Origin of the sequence: Duncaniella muricolitica, from assembly GCF_910574735.1 — a bacterium.
GTDB lineage: Bacteria > Bacteroidota > Bacteroidia > Bacteroidales > Muribaculaceae > Duncaniella > Duncaniella muricolitica.
Genome location: NZ_CAJTCF010000055.1, coordinates 1 through 20,921 on the forward strand (window position 1 = coordinate 1; position 20,921 = coordinate 20,921).

The 20,921-nt window shown below is 47.8% G+C and carries 14 protein-coding genes; 9 read left to right on the plus strand and 5 right to left on the minus strand.

Annotated features, from left to right (window positions below):
• The 6 genes from QGT73_RS11980 to QGT73_RS12005 form a co-directional block, all read left to right on the plus strand.
• A partial coding sequence (locus tag QGT73_RS11980) for a TraM recognition domain-containing protein (protein WP_280122535.1) occupies positions 1-1,428 on the plus strand: 1,428 nt, incomplete at its 5' end.
• A 250-nt stretch (positions 1,429-1,678) separates the two neighbouring features.
• Complete coding sequence (locus tag QGT73_RS11985; RefSeq protein WP_123615408.1) at positions 1,679-2,083, plus strand: helix-turn-helix domain-containing protein; 405 nt, start codon at positions 1,679-1,681, stop codon at positions 2,081-2,083.
• 44 nt (positions 2,084-2,127) lie between these two features.
• Complete coding sequence (locus tag QGT73_RS11990; protein WP_123615409.1) at positions 2,128-3,627, plus strand: DUF4099 domain-containing protein; 1,500 nt, start codon at positions 2,128-2,130, stop codon at positions 3,625-3,627.
• 89 nt (positions 3,628-3,716) lie between these two features.
• Complete coding sequence (locus tag QGT73_RS11995; protein WP_123615410.1) at positions 3,717-5,723, plus strand: type IA DNA topoisomerase; 2,007 nt, start codon at positions 3,717-3,719, stop codon at positions 5,721-5,723.
• Positions 5,724-5,797: 74 nt separating this feature from the next.
• Positions 5,798-6,253: a DUF1896 family protein gene (locus tag QGT73_RS12000; RefSeq protein WP_123615411.1), complete on the plus strand. Its 456-nt coding sequence runs from the start codon at positions 5,798-5,800 to the stop codon at positions 6,251-6,253.
• Complete coding sequence (locus QGT73_RS12005) at positions 6,243-12,365, plus strand: MutS N-terminal domain-containing protein (RefSeq protein ID WP_255259249.1); 6,123 nt, start codon at positions 6,243-6,245, stop codon at positions 12,363-12,365. Before QGT73_RS12000 ends, QGT73_RS12005 begins: the two co-directional genes overlap by 11 nt.
• Positions 12,366-12,454: 89 nt before the next feature.
• Here QGT73_RS12005 and QGT73_RS12010 read toward each other — a convergent pair whose 3' ends face one another.
• A complete protein-coding gene (locus tag QGT73_RS12010) occupies positions 12,455-13,744 on the minus strand; it encodes a sigma 54-interacting transcriptional regulator (RefSeq protein ID WP_217939030.1) in 1,290 nt (429 codons plus the stop codon).
• 405 nt (positions 13,745-14,149) lie between these two features.
• On the opposite strand from QGT73_RS12010, the gene QGT73_RS12015 reads away from it, so the two are divergent.
• The 3 genes from QGT73_RS12015 (at position 14,150) to QGT73_RS12025 (ending at position 16,187) form a co-directional block, all read left to right on the plus strand.
• Positions 14,150-14,818: a hypothetical protein gene (locus QGT73_RS12015; RefSeq protein ID WP_123615413.1), complete on the plus strand. Its 669-nt coding sequence runs from the start codon at positions 14,150-14,152 to the stop codon at positions 14,816-14,818.
• 20 nt (positions 14,819-14,838) lie between these two features.
• The gene (locus tag QGT73_RS12020) at positions 14,839-15,699 is read left to right on the plus strand and encodes a hypothetical protein (RefSeq protein WP_123615414.1); all 861 of its coding nucleotides are present in this window, start codon (positions 14,839-14,841) and stop codon (positions 15,697-15,699) included.
• Positions 15,700-15,803: 104 nt separating this feature from the next.
• Positions 15,804-16,187 (plus strand): helix-turn-helix domain-containing protein, encoded by a 384-nt coding sequence (locus tag QGT73_RS12025; RefSeq protein WP_123615415.1) that lies wholly within the window; start codon positions 15,804-15,806, stop codon positions 16,185-16,187.
• 58 nt (positions 16,188-16,245) lie between these two features.
• Here QGT73_RS12025 and QGT73_RS12030 read toward each other — a convergent pair whose 3' ends face one another.
• From QGT73_RS12030 to QGT73_RS12045, 4 genes are all read right to left on the minus strand, one after another.
• Positions 16,246-17,346 carry a site-specific integrase gene (locus QGT73_RS12030; RefSeq protein ID WP_124076478.1) on the minus strand — a complete coding sequence of 367 codons (1,101 nt, stop codon included), beginning with the start codon at positions 17,344-17,346 and terminating at the stop codon, positions 16,246-16,248.
• A gap of 103 nt (positions 17,347-17,449) precedes the next feature.
• Positions 17,450-18,343: a helix-turn-helix domain-containing protein gene (locus QGT73_RS12035; RefSeq protein WP_123615418.1), complete on the minus strand. Its 894-nt coding sequence runs from the start codon at positions 18,341-18,343 to the stop codon at positions 17,450-17,452.
• Between the two features lie 269 nt (positions 18,344-18,612).
• Positions 18,613-20,049: a tRNA uridine-5-carboxymethylaminomethyl(34) synthesis GTPase MnmE gene (gene mnmE / locus QGT73_RS12040; RefSeq protein ID WP_280122536.1), complete on the minus strand. Its 1,437-nt coding sequence runs from the start codon at positions 20,047-20,049 to the stop codon at positions 18,613-18,615.
• Positions 20,050-20,052: 3 nt separating this feature from the next.
• Positions 20,053-20,910 (minus strand): DNA/RNA non-specific endonuclease, encoded by an 858-nt coding sequence (locus tag QGT73_RS12045; RefSeq protein ID WP_280122537.1) that lies wholly within the window; start codon positions 20,908-20,910, stop codon positions 20,053-20,055.
• Positions 20,911-20,921 lie beyond the last annotated feature (11 nt).

The following is a 20,921-nucleotide window of genomic DNA, read 5'->3' on the forward strand; positions in this document are numbered from 1 at the left end:
AGACTGAATATCAAAACGGAGAGCCGGATACGCTGGAAGGTGTACGTCCGGTTCGGAGGCGAGTATTTGGAAACCGGTCATGATTATATGACACGGCGCCGGGTGCTTAGCCTACACTACAAGTATCCGGACCTCACTACCATTGCATATAACCACATGCTCAACCATCAGGAGGGGTATGGCAAAAATCCGCCATCATTTTATGTGATCAATTTCGATGACCCGGAAAGGAGCCACAGGTGTAATCCTATCCATCCGGCCTTCATGTCGGATATTGCTGATGCCTATGAAAGTGCATACACTATCATGCTCAACTTGAACCGCTCGTGGGTGCAGAAACAGGGTGATTTCTTTGTAGAGTCTCCCATTGTACTCTTTGCGGCCATCATCTGGTATCTTCGCATCTTTGAGAACGGAAAATATTGCACGTTCCCTCATGCGATTGAGTTTCTCTGTCGCAGATACGAGGATATTTTCCCAATCCTCACCAGCTATCCGGAACTTGAAAATTATCTTTCTCCGTTTATGGATGCTTGGTTAGGTGGAGCCGCAGAGCAGTTGGCGGGTCAGATTGCCTCGGCAAAGATACCGTTGTCCCGAATGATTTCACCTCAGTTGTACTGGGTGATGACAGGCGATGATTTCACTCTTGACATCAACAATCCTAATGAGCCAAAGATTCTGTGTGTAGGAAACAATCCCGACCGCCAGAATATTTATGGTGCAGCACTGGGTCTTTACAATAGTCGAATTGTAAAACTCATAAACAAGAAGGGTATGCTGAAGTCAGGAGTAATTATAGACGAACTACCTACCATATACTTCAAGGGTCTCGATAATCTCATTGCCACGGCACGAAGCAACAAGGTAGCCGTCTGCCTCGGCTTTCAGGACTTCTCGCAGTTGAAACGTGACTACGGCGACAAAGAAGCCGCCGTGGTGATGAACACCGTCGGCAATATCTTCTCCGGGCAGGTTGTCGGAGAGACTGCCAAGACACTTTCCGAGCGTTTCGGTAAGGTGTTACAGAAACGTCAGTCTATCTCCATCAACCGTCAGGACGTAAGCCATTCGTTCAACACACAGATGGACAGTCTTATTCCGGCCAGCAAGATTTCCACCTTGACACAGGGTATGTTTGTCGGAGCGGTCAGCGACAACTTCGACGAGCGTATCGATCAAAAGATATTTCATGCCGAGATTGTGGTGGATAATGAGGCGGTAAAAAAAGAGACTGCCGCCTACGAGCCTATCCCTATTATCACTGACTTCAAGGATGACACTCCTGACAAGTCAAAGATGAAGGCTGAGATACAGCGTAATTATGATACCATCAAACAGGACGTCATAGACATTGTGAGGCGTGAGACAATGCGTATCGCAGCCGACCCCAAGCTGAGACACTTGCTGGATATGAAGCCGAGATGATAGATTTTAACATTTGGAGCTTTTGAATATCAAATAGTTATCCATATACTACATACTAAAGAGGTGCTATGAAGAAAAATGTAATTTTTTTCTCTCATGGCACCTCTTTTTATTCTTCTTGAATACTGTGAATTACGCACTTTACCGAAATGGGGTAAAATGTTAAAGCCATTGTGGGGTACATATATACCATACAATACAGGGGTCTGACAATCGCCAATTTTGCATCAGAAATTCAAACGAATAGAAAATGCAAAACGAAAAATTAACCCAGAAACTTGCCGATGTCGCAGGTGTCGTAAACAACGACAGCGACACAAAGGCACTGCTCTTGGAAATCTCTGAGAAGCTTGGTATTCTCATTGATTTGCAAAGAGCCCGGAATCCTCCCGCTCAGGAACCCGTAACTAAAACCGAAGATGACGGAGTGATAGACACAAGCTGGATAATCCCGCACAAACTGTATGACAACAGTCAGTTCTGCCGGATATTCAATGTCGCCAAAATCACCGCTCAGAAGTGGCGTTCCTCCAAGCTGATAGCCTATATACTGATTGGAAAGAGCGTCCGCTATCAGGGAAGCGACATTATCAGATTCATAGAAGTCTATGCCGCCCGTCGCAATTACAAAATCTTTCCGATACCGGATGAATAAGCGGATCGGGATAATCAAAACAACATTTACCCATACCCACAACAATGGAATCCACACCACAAGAAGAAGTGCTGATAGCCCGCAATAATGAAACCGGGCAGGTAGGCGCGGTGACCGGAGTCAATGATGACGGCACACCAAAATTGACTGACGTAAAATCGTCAAAAATCTCTGACCTTATCAAATTCTCAAAAGGCCAGAATCCCATCGAAGCATTCCTGTCGAATTTTTTGCGGCAGGTGAATAACCCCTCGACTTTCGGATTCTTCAAAGTCCCGGCAGACCGATATGAAAGTGTCGGACATGCAATGGCAGACTTCATTCAGGAACCGGAGAAGAATGCCGAGATTCTTAAAGACTTCAAGGTTGATGTGCCCCAGACACAGCAAACCGAAGTCAAGGAAGAATCTCCCGCTCAGGAGGTCGCACATGAAGAGCCGCCGAAAGAAACTGATGCTGTCAAATATCAGAAACCTGAACCCATCGACGGAAGCAAGGTAAACTGGGATGACCTCAAAGCCAAATGGGGACTCGACCGAAGTCTTCTTTCCGACAGCGATGTGAGCAATATGCTCAACAACAAGAAGTCCAAGCTCGTGACCCTCAATCCGACAATGTTCGGAGAGTCTTTCGAGTTGAAGGCAAGGCTTTCGTTCAGGGCTAATCCCGACGGCACAGTTTCACTTCGCCCTCATTTCATCACCACTGAGCCTAACCTCTCCGAGGAGTTCAAAGGTGTCAAGTTCTCCAAGTATGACCGCGAGATGCTTGAAAAGACTGGCAACCTTGGTAGAGTGGTGGAACTGACTGATGCCAACGGCAACAAGGTCCCCTCATTTGTGAGCATCGACCGTGACACGAAGGAGCTGGTATCGGTACACGTCAACAGCATCTATGTCCCTCCCAAAATCGGGAACACGGAGTTTACTCCGAAAGACATCGGTATCCTTAAATCCGGGAAGCAACTGCTGAAGGATTACACGGACAAGAATGGCAATACCTATCCGGTTGTCCTGCAGTGTAGCGCCGCCAACCAGAATATCGAGTTTGTTCCTCGCGCCAACCGTCTATTCCTGACGGAGAAAAAGGAACAGGCCGAAGAAAAAGCCGCTCAAAAGGAACACCATTCTGAAAATCCATCGCAGGAACAGATTGAGAAGAAGGGAAACTGGCTTCTCCCCAATGGAGAAATCAAGCCCATCGGCAAGTGGAAAGACTATCACTTCACAGAAGAACAGAAATCCGACTATGCCGCCGGCAAATCCGTAAAAGCCGAAGTCACAGATGACAAGGGGCAGAAAGCAACCGTCTATGTGAAATTCAATCCGGAGAAAGGTCGTCCCATTCCATACAAGAGCGACCCCGATTTGGCTCAGACAGTTACTCCCGCTGATGAAAGCAAGACCCAGATGGCTGTCAACAATGACGGCAAGGCCAACGAGGCAACGAAAAATATAGCCGAGCCTCTTTCAAAGGGTCAGGTCGCGCCCAAGGACGAAGACCAGCAGAAGCAGCAACGAAAGCCCAAAGGTCCCAAAATCTAACAACAAATCTCCAAACGAGTGTCGGCAGTCAATGCCGGCTGCCGACACTCCTAAATATAAAAAATCACAACCCCAAAAATTATAAAACAATGATTACTATAATCGCACAATCCCTCCGTATCGCCCGTAACATCTCCTACATTCTTCAGGCCGACATCGAAATGGACGGCTACTACGCCAACGACAAATACTTTATCACATGGACCTACGGTCACATGGTGGAGATCAACACACCTCGTGGCAACACCGGCTACTGGTTCCACGACGCATCGTTCCCTGTACTTCCGAAGGAGTATGCACTCAACGCTGCACCTTCGTCTCACTCTGAGTCCAGAAATACCCCGGACCCTCAGTTGGCGGTCCTCAAAAATCTTCTTGCCAAGAGCAAGCAGGTCATCATCGCTACCGACCCCACCATGCAGGGGGGTCTCATGAGCAGCTACCTCCTTCGATACCTCAAATTCGAGGGTAAGGTCACGAGAGTAATTCTCAATGACCTGATGAGCGACACTATCAAGAGCCGGCTCTACTATCCGAGCCATGACGAGAGCTTTGACCAAGCCGTCAGGGTTGCCTTGTTCAAAGACCGACTCGACTGGCTTGCCAACGTCAACGTGTCACGAGCCTTCGCTTTCGCCACGGGAATGAATACATATCCCGTCACCAGAACTGCGATGCCGCTTCTTTCGATGGTGGCACGTCGTGAAAAGAATATAAAGGAGTTTACTCCGCAATCCTATCATGTGCCGACACTCACAATCAAGGACAATGACGGCAATCTGTTCGCTTTCAGGTGTGAGAATATGTGGAGCGTCCTTCCTGACGACCTTACGGACAAACTGAGAGTCGGAGCAGAGGCTGCCGTTTCCAAATACGAAGTGGAAACTATCGACGAGGCAAGTCCGAAGCTCCACAACATCATCTCTCTTCAGGAGGAGGCCGCAAGAGTTTTCGGCATGGATCCTGTCCAGACCTACAAACTCGCCAGAGGTCTCTACGAAAAGAAACGAATCTCGTTTCCCGGAAACTCTCAAGCCGGAATCAGCCGACGCGATTACGATGACTTCAAAAAGAATGTCTATCCCCGCATGGCAGAGGCTCCGTGTTTCAAGGCATTCATCGACAACGGTTATCGTCCGGTCTTTACCAAAAGTGGCAAAGACGAATACAGCGCTGACCACGGGATAGTCCTGACCGCTTATCCATTCGTAGGTCTTACGCAGGAAGAGACAAAGATTATCTTCCTGATCGGACGGAGGATGATGGCGACTTTCTCACGCAGCTTCCGCTACCGCAAAACTACGGTTGAGGTAGAGTGTGCAGGTCAGACGTTCTTCAACACCTACAAAGAGGTAATCCGTCTGGGTTATAAGTCTCTCCGTAAGCCGGAGGACTATGCCGGAACTGATGCTCCAAATCTGGAGGCAAGCCAGACCGTCCACGTGGAATCTGTAGGTTCGGTGACAAAAACTACATCACCCCCCAAGCCTTATAAGGACGCGGAACTGATACGCGACTGTCATAGAGTCCATCTTCCCGATTTTCGGGACGGAGTGGTCAAGGACATAATGTTTCTCCAGTCGAAAGGCTATCTCCACCGCAACAGAATGGGAGAATACTCTCTGACGGAGAGCGGTAAGGCTCTGAATTACATAATCAGGGACATGGCAATTTCTGATGCAAATGTTCTTAAAACTCTTGACAGACTGGTCAATGAAACAGTAAAAGGTTCCGTGACGGAAGAGAAGTTCAACGCCATCATCGAATCGTATGTGACTGGTGTAACATCGCAGGTATTATCCTGTGCCAAACTCTTCAAACCGACCGAGACGGACATCAAGTGTCCCAAATGCGGCAAAGGCATCTTCCGCATCTTCGGTAAGATAGCCAAATGTACCAACCCCGAGTGTGGTCACTCAATCTATCGACAGATTGATGGTGTGACCATCAACAGCCGCGAGATTCGTAACCTCATAGTGGACGGTCATACATCTCCCATTCGGGGATTCATTGACGAGGACGGAAAGTCTTATGTCGGTCGCGTAGTCCTTGATGACGATTTCAGCCCTCTTGTCATCAATGTGCAGAAACATTAACCCATTACTAACTCAAAGTATGGCAAGGGCTCCTCAAAGGAGCCTTTACCATACATGACTAAAGCTGACAATATATGAAAGCCACCAATATACCGGCGTATCCATCACTGGATAAATACGTCGCCACTGTTCTCAACTACATGGAGGCACACAAGTTTACCACTGTTCCGGATTACCAAGAAATCGAATTGCAGGCAGACAGAGCCTATGACGCATGGAGCGAGACAATCAGAAGTGGTCACACAGTAATTCAGGCTGCTGAAATATCCAATCAGGTTCTTTTTGAAAATATTGGAGAATCGGAGTATGAGGTAGTTGAAGGCATCTTGAAGACATACTTTGGAGATACCGTTGACCTCTCTGAAGAAGAAGCAGTCAATTACTGGGTCAATCGTATCCTTGCCGATGTTCCTGACCTCTTTGAGAACTGTGAATTTTTAACTTATGGCATTTCTGCCGCAGACATAGACATTAACCGCGATGCCATCATCGGCCGCATTACAGAATACTATCAATCCTATGGCTTATAACAGACTACAGACTATGCGAGACAATATCGAAGCTATCAGGCTTGTCCTGAATCTCGGTGTTGGCGGACGCACAGCGCAGACTCCCGAAGAGCGGGAGATACTGCGCAAGTATGCCGGTTTTGGCGGGCTGAAGTGTATTCTCAATGATGCCAACGAGCTGGTGGATGCTGCCAAGTGGAGCAAGTCGGATATAGAGCTGTTCGCACCTACGGTTGAACTGCGTCGCCTTATTCATGACTATTCGCATGACGACAAGGAGTTTAATCGTTATATGGAGTCGCTTAAAGCGTCAACGCTGACGGCTTTCTATACAGACAACCGTATTGTTGATGCTATCTCTGACGCTCTGAAATATCAGGGCATAGAGGTGAAAAAGTTTCTGGAGCCGTCGGCTGGTCAGGGTGTTTTCGTGGATTCATTTCTACGAACTTATCCCGGCTCGGAGTGCCTATCGTTTGAGAAAGATTTGTTGACAGGCAAAATCTTACAGGCTCTGCATCCGTCAACCACGATAAATATCGAGGGCTTTGAGCGTATTGCCCCCGATTTCAACGGATACTTCGATGTAGCGGCCTCAAATGTGCCTTTTGGCGATTTTGCTGTGGCAGACCCCAAGTATGCGACAAGCAAGGAGATAGGCTACCGTCAGGCAGCGAAGTCTTTGCACAACTATTTCTTTCTCAAAGGTCTCGACCAAGTGAGAGAAGGCGGACTTATCGCATTTATCACATCGCAGGGTGTGATGAACGCTGCTTCGCCCTTTATCCGCATGGAACTCGTGAAACAGGCTGACTTTGTGGCGGCGCTGCGACTTCCGAACAATACTTTCTCGGATAATGCCGGAACTGATGTTGGCTCTGACTTGATTATTTTCCAGAAGCATACTGGAAAGAAATCTTTGTCAGCTGATGAAGAGTTCTTCATTCAGTCTGTGGTTGACCGTAGTACGAAGGTGCCGGGAAACAAATTCTTTCAGGCTTTTCCGCAGAACGTGATATGCACTGATGCTAAGGTTGGCACTGACCAGTATGGAAAACCGGCTATCGTGTACCACCATGACGGAGGTATAGACGGCATTGCCGAAGATTTGCGCAAAGCACTCGACGAGTCGTTGCACCTGCGTCTGAATCTGGAATTGTATAATTCCAACGGTATCAAACCGCCTACACCTGACCCAGTTACTCCAACGTCCACGCCTACACCCAAGCAGGATGCAAAAGTTGAGACTCCAAGGGCAGAAAAGAAGTCGAGCCTCACCAATACACCGCTGATGCAACAGTATCAGGAGATGAAGAAGAAACATCCCGATGCCGTATTGCTTTTCAGAGTGGGTGATTTCTATGAAATATTCGGCAAGGATGCGGTTACTGCCTCGGAGATATTGGGTATAACCCTGACCCGTCGCCAGACCGGTGTTGACAGCCGCATAGAGTTGGCGGGATTTCCGCATCACACCCTTGACACCTATCTGCCAAAACTTGTGCGGGCCGGTAAACGTGTGGCAATTTGTGAGCAGTTGGAAGACCCGAAACTGAAAAAGACTCCCAAGCAAAAGGTGGTTGAGACAGTTACGCCCAACCAGCCGCCAAAAGTAGAGCCAAAGCCTGAGCCTGGACCTGAACCTGAACCGGCTCCAACACCTGCCCCCACTTCCGTAGAGCCACCGAAGGTTGAATCTGTCAAAGAGATTGAAACTGACGGCAGTCCCGATTACACCGATAATCCCGACCCTCGTCTGTATGCCTACAATCTCTTTGGAGAGTTGGAGCCGATAGGCAAGCCTCGCCGTCAGCCCAAACCGGCTGATGACGCTCCCAAGCCGAAGCCGAGTGTGGAGGTCAAGGATATTCCCGTCAAAAAATTCCGTCCACTCAGTGAGAAAGAATTGGAATTTTACGGCTCGCTCAACTGGGAGGACAATCCGCCTATCAACGGTTTTTACGAAACCATGATGTCGATTGCCCACCGTCAGTTGGAAGAAATGCGACTGGAGCGTGAGGCTGAAGAAGCCGCCAAACAAGCCGCCAATGGCGAGACTATTCAAGAAGGTGGTACCACAATCCAGCGCACCGAAGGCGATTTCATTCCCGGTCAACGCTCAACGGTCAAGCCGGAACCCGTCGAAAGGGATATGTCGCCCCGTCCTTTCTCTGAGGATATTCAGTTCTTCCACCACAACGGCAGTATGGTCGTTCAGGACGGCATGGTGGGCTTCCTCTCGGAAGTACGCAAGACCGGAGCGACATTCAATCCGTTGGAGTTGAAGCCGGAACAGGCGAAACGCGCCATGCTCTATGTCACCATGTCGGAGACTTATCAGCAGCTCTACAACTATGAAGCTGAAACACATGAGGCAAGTGCCGGACTGCGCGAACACCTCAATCAGTATTACGATGAGTTTGTGGAGAAGTATGGTAATCTCAACGAGAAACAGAATGTGAAATTCATATTGATGGACGCCAATGGGCGTGACGCACTGGCTCTGGAACGCGGAGAAAACGGCAGGTTTGTCAAGGCCGATATTTTCGACCACCCGGTTTCATTCGCCATCGACGAGGTTACTTCGGTAGATACTCCGATGGAGGCTCTTTCTGCATCGCTCAACAAATACGGAGAGGTCAATCTCGAATATATGTCAGGACTGGTGGATATGGACAAGGATTCTTTGGTGGATAACCTCGAAGGACACATTTTCTATAATCCATTAGTTGAGAACTATGAGATGAAAGACCGCTTCATAGCCGGAAATGTCGTGGCGAAAGCCAATGATGTGAGGGCGTGGATTGACCGTGAGGAAGAACGCATCAAGAATTTTCCCGGATATGACGGAATTGAGCTGTTCATCGCCTTGTCGAAAGACTCACTCAAAGCGTTGGAGGAAGCACGGCCCCGTCGTATCGAGTTTGACGAGCTTGATTTCAACTTCGGAGAGCGTTGGATTCCGACGGGCATCTACTCAGCCTATATGTCGTACCTGTTCCACACCGATGTGAAGATTGCCTATTCTTCCTCAATGGATGAGTATTCGGCAGAGGCGACTCGCAAGAACATGACCATCTGGGAAGAGTTCTGCGTCAGGGGATATTACCGCACTTACGACGGTATGAACCTGCTGAAACACGCACTCCATAACACTGTTCCCGACATCAAGAAATCGGCGGGCAAGGACGATAACGGCAACGACATCAAAGTGCCGGACAACGAGGCTATCCAACTTGCCAATACCAAGATTGACGAGATACGAAATGGCTTCTCTGAATGGCTGGAAGCACAAAGCCCGGAGTTCAAGGAAAAGCTCGTTGACCTCTACAACGACAAGTTCAACTGTTTCGTGCGCCCTCAGTATGATGGTTCACATCAGACATTCCCTGACCTCAATATGAAATTATTGGGTGACAGATATGGAATCCACTCTATCTATCAAAGTCAGATGGACTGTATATGGATGCTGAAACAGAACGGAGGTGGCGTGTGTGATCATGAGGTGGGAACCGGTAAAACCCTGATAATGTGCATAGCAGCACATGAGATGAAGCGTCTTGGACTGGCTCACAAGCCTATGATTATCGGGCTTAAAGCCAATGTCGCCGAGATTGCCATGACCTATCAGACGGCATATCCCAATGCCCGGATACTGTTTGCCGATGAAAAGAGTTTCAAGGCGGACAACCGCGTGGCGTTCTTCAACAAAATCAAGAACAACGACTATGATTGCGTGATAATGTCGCACGACCAGTTCGGTAAGATACCGCAGTCACCTGAGATGCAGCAGCAAATCCTTCAGGCTGAACTTGACACTGTTGAAGAAAACCTCGAAGTGCTGAAACAGCAGGGTCACGACATAAGCCGCGGTATGCTCAAAGGTCTAATCAAGCGAAAGGAGAACCTTACCGCCAAGATTGCCACCATTCAGTACCAGATGGACCAGAATAGAGATGCCGTTGTTGACTTCAAGCAGATGGGTATCGACCACATCTTTGTTGATGAATCGCATCAGTTCAAGAACCTGATGTTCAACACCCGACATGACCGTGTGGCGGGTCTGGGCAACAGTGAGGGTAGCCAGAGGGCACTCAATCTGTTGTATGCAATCCGTACCATTCAAGAGAGAACCGGTAAGGATTTGGGCGCGACTTTTCTCAGTGGCACTACCATATCCAATTCTTTGACGGAGCTATACTTGCTGTTCAAGTATCTGCGTCCGAATGAGCTGGAGCGTCAGGACATCCGATGCTTTGACGCGTGGGCGGCAATCTTTGCCAAGAAGACAACCGACTTCGAGTTCAATGTCACCAATCACATTGTGGCGAAGGAGCGTTTCCGCTACTTCATCAAGGTGCCGGAATTGGCGGCATTCTATAATGAGATTACTGATTATAGAACCGCTGAAGATGTTGGAGTTGATAGACCGGAGAAGCGTGAGATTCTTCACAATATCCCTCCGACACCGGCGCAGGAGGCGTTCATCGAGAAACTGATGAAGTTTGCCGAGAGTGGCGATGCCACGATACTCGGACGCGCTCCGCTGTCGGAGACAGAGGAGAAGGCGAAGATGCTCATCGCCACGGACTATGCCCGCAAGATGGCTCTTGATATGCGCATGATTGACCCCAATGCCGAGGATGACCCGAACAACAAAGCGAGCCATTGCGCCCGGATGATTGCCGAATACTATCATAGGTATGATGCTCAGAAAGGCACACAATTTGTTTTCAGTGACCTCGGTACATACAAGCCCGGCGAGTGGAATGTCTATTCCGAAATCAAGCGCAAGCTGATAGAGGATTATGGGATTCCGGCGCATGAAATCAGGTTTATACAAGAGTGTAAAACCGAAAGGTCGAGAAAGGCAGTAATCGAGGCTATGAACAGTGGCGATGTGAGAGTTTTATTCGGCTCGACTTCAATGCTCGGAACAGGCGTAAATGCCCAACAGAGAGCGGTTTGTATCCATCATTTGGATACGCCGTGGCGTCCCTCTGACTTAACTCAGAGGGATGGCAGAGCCATGCGTGCCGGTAACGAGATTGCCAAGTTGTATGCTGATAATAAGGTAGATGTAATAATCTACGCTGTGGAAAAGTCATTGGACTCCTACAAGTTCAATCTCCTTCACTGCAAGGCGACATTCATCGACCAGCTCAAATCCGGCGCACTCGGAACACGTACAATCGACGAGGGTGCTATGGATGAGAAGAACGGTATGAACTTCTCTGAGTATATGGCAATCCTCAGTGGCAACACCGACCTTCTGGAAAAGGCGAAACTTGAAAAGCGAATTGCGGCACTGGAGTCAGAACGCAAAGCCCACAACAAGGGCATTTCAGATTCCAAGTTCAGGCTTCAGACCATCAGCCATGACATTGCCAACAATGAGGCGGCAATCGAGCGAATGAAAGCAGATGCCGCCCGGTATGCGTCAGTCGTCCAGCGAGACAAAGACGGCAACCCCGTCAACAATCTTACCATAGATACCTGCCACCTCTCCGATGAGAAGAATATGGGTATCCATCTGCAAGGTCTGGCGCAGCGTACCGACACACATGGTCAGTACCAGCGTGTCGGCGAGGTCTATGGTTTCCCCATCAGCATCATCTCGGAGCGTAATCTTGTTGACGGCAAGGAGACCGTTCAAAACCGCTTTGTGGTCGAAGGCAACTACAAATACAAGTTCAACAACGGCTTCATCGGCATGTCTGACACTCACGCCGCCTGTATGAACTTCGTCAACGCACTGGAGAAGATACCCGGCATCATCGAGCAGTATGAGGAACGCACCGCCAGACTCAAAACCGACGTTCCCCAGCTCGAAGCCATCGTTGCCAAGCAGTGGAGCAAAGAATCCGAGTTGAAAGACCTCAAAAGTGAGCTTGCCGCCCTCGACCGCAAGATCACCGCCGCCCTCGCTCCCAAGAAGGAGGAACAGGACGGAGAGGAAAACAAGCAGGTCAATACCGTAGAGGTTCCAAGCCAGACCAGCGATTCCAAGAAATCGATGGTGGCTGAGCCTGTAAATCCATACCAGCGAGAGCCGCTTAGGTCTCGTATTATAATCGGAGGATGCGGAGCCACTCCACCCGGAGGGTTTCGCGCCGCCGGTCCTAAACTCTAAATATTGAGACAGCCGACTGTGATTATAACAATCATGGTCGGCTGTCTATTTTATAGAGGTATTATGGTTTAATGAAAGCACCATAATGGCTATTTATAATCCAAGGGTATGCCTAAGTCTCTCATCCACGCATACAGCGTTTTGGGTGCTATGTTGAGTTCTTTAGAGGCTTTACGCTTGTTGCCGTTGCAATCACGCAGTGCCTGTTTTACTTTCCGTAGTTTATCAGTGTGTGTGTCAGTAGCATCTACTACCGGGTGCATTATTATAGCATCGGCGGCAATACGTTTATTAGGGCTGATTAGAACAGCATGTTTGATTACGTCGAATAATTCACGAAGATTTCGAGACCAGACATGTTCGCATATCACTTTCAAGGCGGCTTTCGTAAACACCTTCTCCGGTATGTTGAGCGAGACACAATAATTCTTCAGAACTTCGATTGCAAGAAGCTCTATATCCTCCTGATAATCCATGAGAGAGGGTACCTTTATCACATTGCGTTGGAGTATCTGTATGAGTTTGGGAGAACAGATATGCCCCGGAATTTTATCCTCTATGTTGATGCGGGTTGAACAGATTATAATACCATTGAATTGATTTTTATCAGTGTTTACCTTTAATTCCTTAGTCAGGAAGTCGGCAATCAGTTCCTGCGCTTCAATATCAAGATGATCTATCTCATGGAAATAAAGTGTTCCGCCTTGCGCCTGTTGCGCCATACTTCTTAAAATGCGATTGAAATGTGACTTCTCGTTCTCGCCCCATTTCATTACCTCACGATGTGCCATCGCTTTACAATTGGCAAATAGAAATCTATCGTTACGTCGGATGCTTCGGATATGAGAAATCTGGGAGAGGGTATATTTACCTGTACCGGTGGCCCCCGTCAATAATACTGTTTGGGTCTTTTCTCTTGCAACTTTCTCTCGCATGGCATGAAACTCACCTTGCATATGGCTGAACCATTTGATATGAGACGGCTCGGTAAACATAGAATACAGAGCCACAGTCATTGCATCCTGTTCTTCTCCGGTATATCGGAAATAGTAGCTGTCTTCCAAGTCCCACAAACTTGCCACGACATCATTGCGGGTAAGCCTTGACGAATAGAATGATTGAATATGTGTAGCTTTTGCATGGGCAGCGAGTACCAGATCTCTGTCTGCCGGATTCATGAGTGTTGACTCGCAGAATACGATTCCGTAATCGCCTTTTTTAATGGCGTCAATTGCCTTCTGGAGATTATCGAAGGCATCCCAATACCCATCTATGATAGGTAGAGACGATATGGTCTCGTCAAGTTGATCCTTGGAGGAGCAATAGATTAGGACTCGTTTATAGCCCTCTTTCTTGGTATTTTTATGGTCGTCAGTCATTTTTTTTGAAAAAACTGAAAAATTTCTTCTAATTTTGATATTTTGAGATAATAGGTAACACATAATTTATCTGATTAAAAGAGATTTATTTTGAAATATCAAATATAATATCATACAAGCGTTACCTAATATGCACTGCAAAGGTAATACTTTTTCGCCGAAATGTAACACTTTTATACTTGTTTTTAGTTGAAAGGCAGAGTGTAAAAGCAAACAAAATTAGCCTAATAAACGTATAGAATCATGCCGAGCGAAAAACGCGACGGCTTCAAAAATCCAAATAGAATATGACAGAATTTACACCGCCAAAAGTCCTTTGCCCAGTAGTCAGTCCGGGCAGACGATGCAACTTCTTCATTGTGGAAGAAGCCATCCAGTGCCTAACTCTCAACACGTTGAATGTGTATGACTGAAACTCTACGCAAATGCACTCTTGTCAGCAATATCATGACTGGCAAGCACGAAGGACTTCACGTTTACTTTGAAGACTTCGCCGACCTCGTCAAAGATGAATGCCTTGATGCTGAATCATGGCAGGAGAAGAATGCCGAACTCATGGCTCTTGAAACCACCTTCGAGATTTACATGGAGACCCATCACAATGCTTCGCCTGAGGTCAAAATGCTCGTCACCAAAGTGATTGACTTTATTAGACGTATGAGAAATCATTTCAATGATTACTATTCGTCGCTCAACCATAAGACCCACCGCTACTTCCCTGAATTCCACCCTTGCAATACATCTGCTCCTGTGGAAGCAGTATCCGAGAGAAGCTGTCAAAAAGCTGAAATTGCAGTAGTGGATGCGGTTGAGTTCACATACTGGTGTCATGAAAACATCTTCCCCTTCTTACAGATAAATGAAGTGAGAGAACGGGTAAATGAGTTCCTTATCTCAGAGATCACCAAACGTCAGTTGTATGCTAACTATGCCAATATCAAAACCAGACAAGGGATAAGACGCTCAGATTCAGATAAAGAGAGAACGATGGCATCTTTCATGCAACGTTCAACCAACAGACTTCACGACCGCATAAGCAGAGAGGCAACCGCGGAGGATAACCGTTCAAAATAACCACTATAATTTCATCAATTATGAAAAAGCAACTGTCAGAGAATTGGCAGCTGTGGATTCTGATGGGTTCAGTCTTTCTCGCTCTCTCTGCGGGAGCGAGAAAGATGGCCCTCGACCTCGAATGGTCAGAATTCAATGCCAATATCGCCTTCATTGTGTCTTTCGTCTCAATGTCTGTTATATATCTTGTATTTCACGATTTGTCGGTCAAAATATTCCAGCCGATGTTTGAACGTCTTTTCAAACGGATGGGATTCAAGCCACGGACAGATATAGACAAACACGATGACATGATTGTCATAGATTACGGGACAACACGGGAGCAGAAAAAGCGTAAACAGGAAGAACGTGTAATCGCTCTTGAAAGCAAGGTTGTCAAATATATAGGAGAAATAATGTCTCCATATACTACCGAAAAACAATTATCGAAGCTGATAGAGTTATCATGTGAGTTCATTCACACGAAGCTGGCACCGGATTTTCAAGAGTCGGATGCTGTCACAGTCTCTGATGAGCTATCAACTATGGATCTGATGCACTATGGCTGGAACATAGCAAAGCCATTCGGCAAACCATGTGGACATACTGCACTATTCCTGAAACAGATATTCCCGGTAGCGTTTCGCAATACCGAGGTATATACAATCGAGAAGAAACTTCGTCTCAATCCCATGCAAGGAAAAATCAGGATTAACAAAGATATTGCTGTCAATAGGTCGGAGGTTCTCTCGCCTGAACATACAGCCTGCAAAAAGCCGTCTCCAATGAAGAAGAAGGTAAAGATCGGAAGCAAGTCTGCACAGGAAGCCGCGATTGCAGATATGCTTGAAGATGGCTTCTCCGGCACCACTGACCTTGAGGATTTATTGCTGGAAGACTAAACTTCTCACAATCACGATATGGTGGGGCAGTGGTGGCGGATTCCACCATTGTCCCACCATGTAATTTTGCACCTGACAATCGGTAGAGACCGATGTAATTTATAATGTCCGACAATTCTTTATCTTTCGACGAACTGCCGGGCGCAGTGTTGTCGCTGACGAGTCTTGTTAAAGATTTGGCCAAGGAAGTTCTTGAATTGCGCCAGCAAATCAGAATACTGTCCGGAGAGCCAATCAAGTCAATAGAATTTGTAGGGATAGACGAGGCAATCCGTATTCTCGGTAAAGCCAAATCTACAATTTATGGTCTTGCTCGTGAGGGCAGGTTGCCGGCATACAAGGTTCCGGGTGAGAAGGAATGGAGATTCATCCCATCCGAACTTGTCGAATTTGTCAAAGGAAACAAGCGGGAGTCATGCCTCCCGTCCTTTGAAGATATGGAAGCGATGTTGAGCCGGGGAACACGCTGCCGACATAAGGATAAATAGCGAGAGCCGACAAGTTGCATTACTGCAATCTGTCGGCTCTCTTCTTTGGGATAGGCTACTATTTCAACGATATTACGTTGGCGGCCTCACGCTTGTTTTGGTCCATGACCTCGGCGTAAATCTGAGTATTTTTCACGTTGCGATGCGTAAGCATCTTGGCAATCGTATAGATTGGTACACCTGCCGAGGTGAGCAGGGTGGCGTAGGTGTGGCGGAAGCAGTGGAATGTGATTCGTCGGTTGATTCCGGCTTCCTTTATCCACGCCCGGAGAGGGTAGTTTATCATTGAGCGTTTGAGCGTCTTGAACACAAGCCCCTCTTCTCGCTCACCACAAAATGCGAGAGCTTCCTCGCTGATTGGGAGTGTGGCTTCCTCATCGGTCTTTTCCGTGCGGATTCGCATAACATACCCGTCTTCGGTCTTGACGATATGCTCCCAACGAAGTTGCTGAATGTCGCTGATGCGGAGTCCGGTCATGCAGGAGAACAGCGATGCCCGACGCAGCACCTCATGTTTGCATGGAGTAGCCGCAAGTTTCTTAACCTCGTCGAGCGACAGAAATTCGATTTTTGTATCCTTCCATTCAATCTTTTCGAGGAAGTCATTGATGTTCTCTCTAAGGAGTTTCTCCTGATATGCCTCTTTTAGCAGAGTGCGGAATGTTGACCAGTAGCCGGCGATTGAGTTGTGGGCGAGCTTGCTCTTGCGACCGTCACGACGGCCACCTTTTAGAAGGTATGCCTGAAACTTCTTGCAGAAGTCCTCATTGATTTCTCCGACGGTACATTTACCCTCGCAAAAATCGTAGAAGTGCTGATAGACAATCTTCCACTTCTGATATTTCTTGAAACACTTCTTACGGAAGTATTCTAGAAAGTCGATGCGCAGCTTCTCTTTGTCGAGGAAGCCGAACTGCTCGTTGAGCAACTGCTCGAAGCGACGGCAGCGGATAGCCTCCGCCTTTTCCATCATGGAGGCGTTGAACTCTCGTTCACGGGCATTTGCCGGATGTCCGTAGAGATAGATTCCCAGACCCTCACGACGGCTGAGCCTATTGGTATGAGGGTTACGGATTGGGGGATAGAAGTCTAGGTAGAGCGATATGCGATCGCCCGATATTTCCTTTTTGCGAAGGAAAACTTTAGTGCAGGTATTCATTGTATCTTGAAAGAGTTAAAAGTTTGACGCAAAGTTCGGTAGTGTTTGCATGGTGGAAACAGCCACCATAGCGCCACCATAGCGCCACCATAGCCGGTTTCGGCTAAATCGTAGGCGGCGCAAGCAAATCATCCAGTTCTTTGCGGGAGAGATAGGTAAACTTGCCTCTCTTGGTGCGGGTTATCTTGTATGTCTTGACATAGTGATAGAGCTGGTCTCTTGTCATACCAAACTTAGCCATAGCCTCGGCTATCGTGTATTCAGCCGGAGGTTCAGGCTCCGCGATACCTTTTGCCACATCAAAATGATTCTTTGAGTAGCGTACTTCTTTACCGACTTTAGTTTTCGGAATACCTTCTTTAGAGGCAAGGTTATAAATGGCAGATAGGGTCATGCCGAATTTCTCTTGAATTTCAGCAACCGTGTACCACTCTGTAATTCCTTCTGGAGATGGTTTCTTTGCAAATGCCCGGTCAACATGTGCTTTGCTCCACATATTTTTCCCACGATACACAGTCTTTGGAATATTCTTTTCTTTACAGACTTTCCAAAACCAGCCGTTGGATACTTGATACTTGTCAAGAACCTCCTGAGTTGTATAAAACTCAGAGATTGGCGTCACCTCTCGTGCAACAGTTACCCTTTCTTTCGCAGCGAATAGAGTGTCAATATCACTACGTTTGACAAGCGTCTTACGGTTGAGTTTCCATGCTTTGATTACACCGTTATTGATGTAGATGTAAAAGGTCTTATAGCACAGACCAAGATACTGAGCTGCCTGACGGGGAGTGAGAAATGCTTTCTCGTCAATTTCTTTCAACCCGGTCTGAACTCGACGCACCTCTTCCTTGCACCGTTCCATTTTCTCTTTGCGCTTTCGATCCTTATAGGCATGTTCAGCACATCGTTTGGAACAGTACGCTGTCTGTGTAGTCCGGGCAATGAAGTTTTTCCCGCACCACTGACAGACTTTTTCAATTTGAATGTTACTGCTCATACTGGCTTTATATTAGTGGTTATTTCGCCAATTATTTTGCCAAAAGCGTGTATGGGCGTGTATCGACGTGTACTGACGTGTAAATCCTCCATCACTTATCTCGCGCTATAGGTCCCGGGTGACTGGCGAAATACAACCGGGATACAAAAATGGGCGAAAAAGGGGGCAGAATCCGTTAGAATCCATCAGTAAGGGTATGAAAAAAGCGTGCTGTAAAGCACGCTGTACTAATGGATTGTGATGGATTGTGACGGTTTGTGACAATTACATCATTTGCCGATGCAGAAATTCTTGAAGATGGTGTTGAGTATTTCTGAGGATGGGATTTCGCCTGTGATGGTGGCGAGGTGGGCGAGGGTTTCGCGGAGGTATTGGGCTGCAAGGTCGGTTTCAAGACCGTGTTGTAGACCGTCGATAAGCGGGTGAATAGTGTCGAGGGCCTGACGCAAGGCTTCGGCCTGACGGAGATTGGTTATCATTATATCGGAACGTTCGCCGGTGCTGTTGTCGTTCTTGGCCGCAATGTTGTGGATGACCTTTTTTAAATTCTCTATTCCGAGTCCTTGTGTGGCAGACAAAGGTATGACTGTCAATTTTTCGCTCAAACTGTCGGTATTGTTTGAGATAATCAGGTCAATTCCATCAACATCATCCATTCCTGACTCTTGTCGCTTGAGCAGGTCTATTTTGTTAAGTCCGATAATGATGTCGGAGTCCAAGCCATCGACCTCCAATGGTAGAAGAGATGAAAGGGATTGTCCTTCGGCTGTGGTTGCGTCGACCAATGCAATAATTATTCTTGCCTGGCTTAAAGCTTTGCGGGAGCGTTCGATGCCAATGCGTTCTATCGGGTCGACTGTGTCGCGCAGACCGGCGGTGTCGATAAACCTGAACAGGTAGTCGCCTATTTCAAGAGTTTCCTCGATAGTGTCGCGCGTAGTGCCGTGAATGTCGCTCACGATGGCACGGTCATCATCAAGCAGGGCGTTAAGTAGAGAGGATTTTCCGGCATTGGTTGGGCCGATTATTGCTACCGGAATGCCTTCCTTGATGGCATTCCCGCGTCTGAAGGAGCCATGTAGCCGTTGCAGTTCGTCGCGTATTTCCTTGGCGGTGTCAATCAGTTGGGTGCGATCTGCAAACTCGACGTCTTCCTCGGAAAAATCAAGTTCGAGTTCAAGCAGTACGGCCAGTTGCAGCAGACGTTCTCTCAGAATGGCAAGTCGTTGAGATATGCCGCCTTTCATCTGGTTCATTGCGATACGATGGGCGGCACGTGAGGTCGAGGCTATCACGTCAGCCACACCTTCGGCCTGAGCCAGATCCATACGCCCGTTCATTACAGCCCGGCGGGTATATTCGCCTGGAGAGGCGAGCCGACAGCCGTTGCGTTGCAGTAGGGCCAGAGTTTCGCGCTGAATCCATTTCGACCCATGTACCGACAGTTCAACGATGTCCTCACCTGTATATGACCGAGGGCTGCGGAATATTGTCGCCACACATTGATCTATCGGTTCGCCGACTTTTTCTCCCAGCTCGCCCAAATGGGCCGTATGACTATCTGCATCAGTGAGATTACGGCCTTTCCATAGGCTATTAACTATGGTGATGGCTTCGGGACCGCTTACTCTTATCACAGCGATACCGCCGATCCCGGGTGGCGTCGAAATGGCGCATATAGTGTCGTTATTGCTATCTATTATCATAGTCTATTTGCGCATTGTGCTCCATTGGTGAAAATTGCACTGGCTTTCCAGCTCGTTCTCAAGGTCATCGGGCAGTGAGGCGAAAAAGTCGTGGCCTGTCACTCGTTCCACCTCGTCGATGGTTACGGCGCAAGCCTGCATGCCGCCTACTACTTTTCCGTTGGGCATTATGAACCCGATGCCGCGTGCCGGAGTGGAGTAGGGGGCTATGATTACCTTAAAGAAGCGTTTGGGAACCCATACTTTCGAATCGCCGATTAGTTCCAACGGTTTGTCGTCAATCACCGGGCCGCATACTATATAAATCCGGCCGTCAATCTGTGCCCATAGCCGGCATTTTTCCTCGAGGTTTTTCCACGAGCCTGTGTTGAGTGATTTTACCTGAGGACAGATGTTGGATAGAAAAAAAGTCTCTTCCATAGCTTTGCTATCCCATTTCATGTCACCGGCCGGAGCCATGTGGCCGCGGTCATAGCCTGAGTAGGAATAGTCCCATGAATCGGGACATCCCTCAATCTCAGGATCGTTATAAAACTTATTCGTACGGCCCACATCGCCAGTGGTCTCGTCGGCAGTAAGTTCCCATGACACCCAGTTGGGTATGTGGCATCTGGAGTTGAACGACAGGTCCATGCCTGTATAGCTCTTGAATTGTGACGGTACACTCGGATTGGTTACCACTGCCATCAGATTGCCATACTCGCCTTCTTGTGCAATTGGTTGGTCCTGCGGATTGTCGCAGCCGTTGAGTGTATGAGCAACCCAAAGTATGGCCAGCAGAACCAGCGGGGTGATTAAGGAGCGCAAGGTGGGGATACGGCTTCGTGTCTGTCGGGATTTATATCTTCTTTTTTTGGCCATTTTTGTGATGT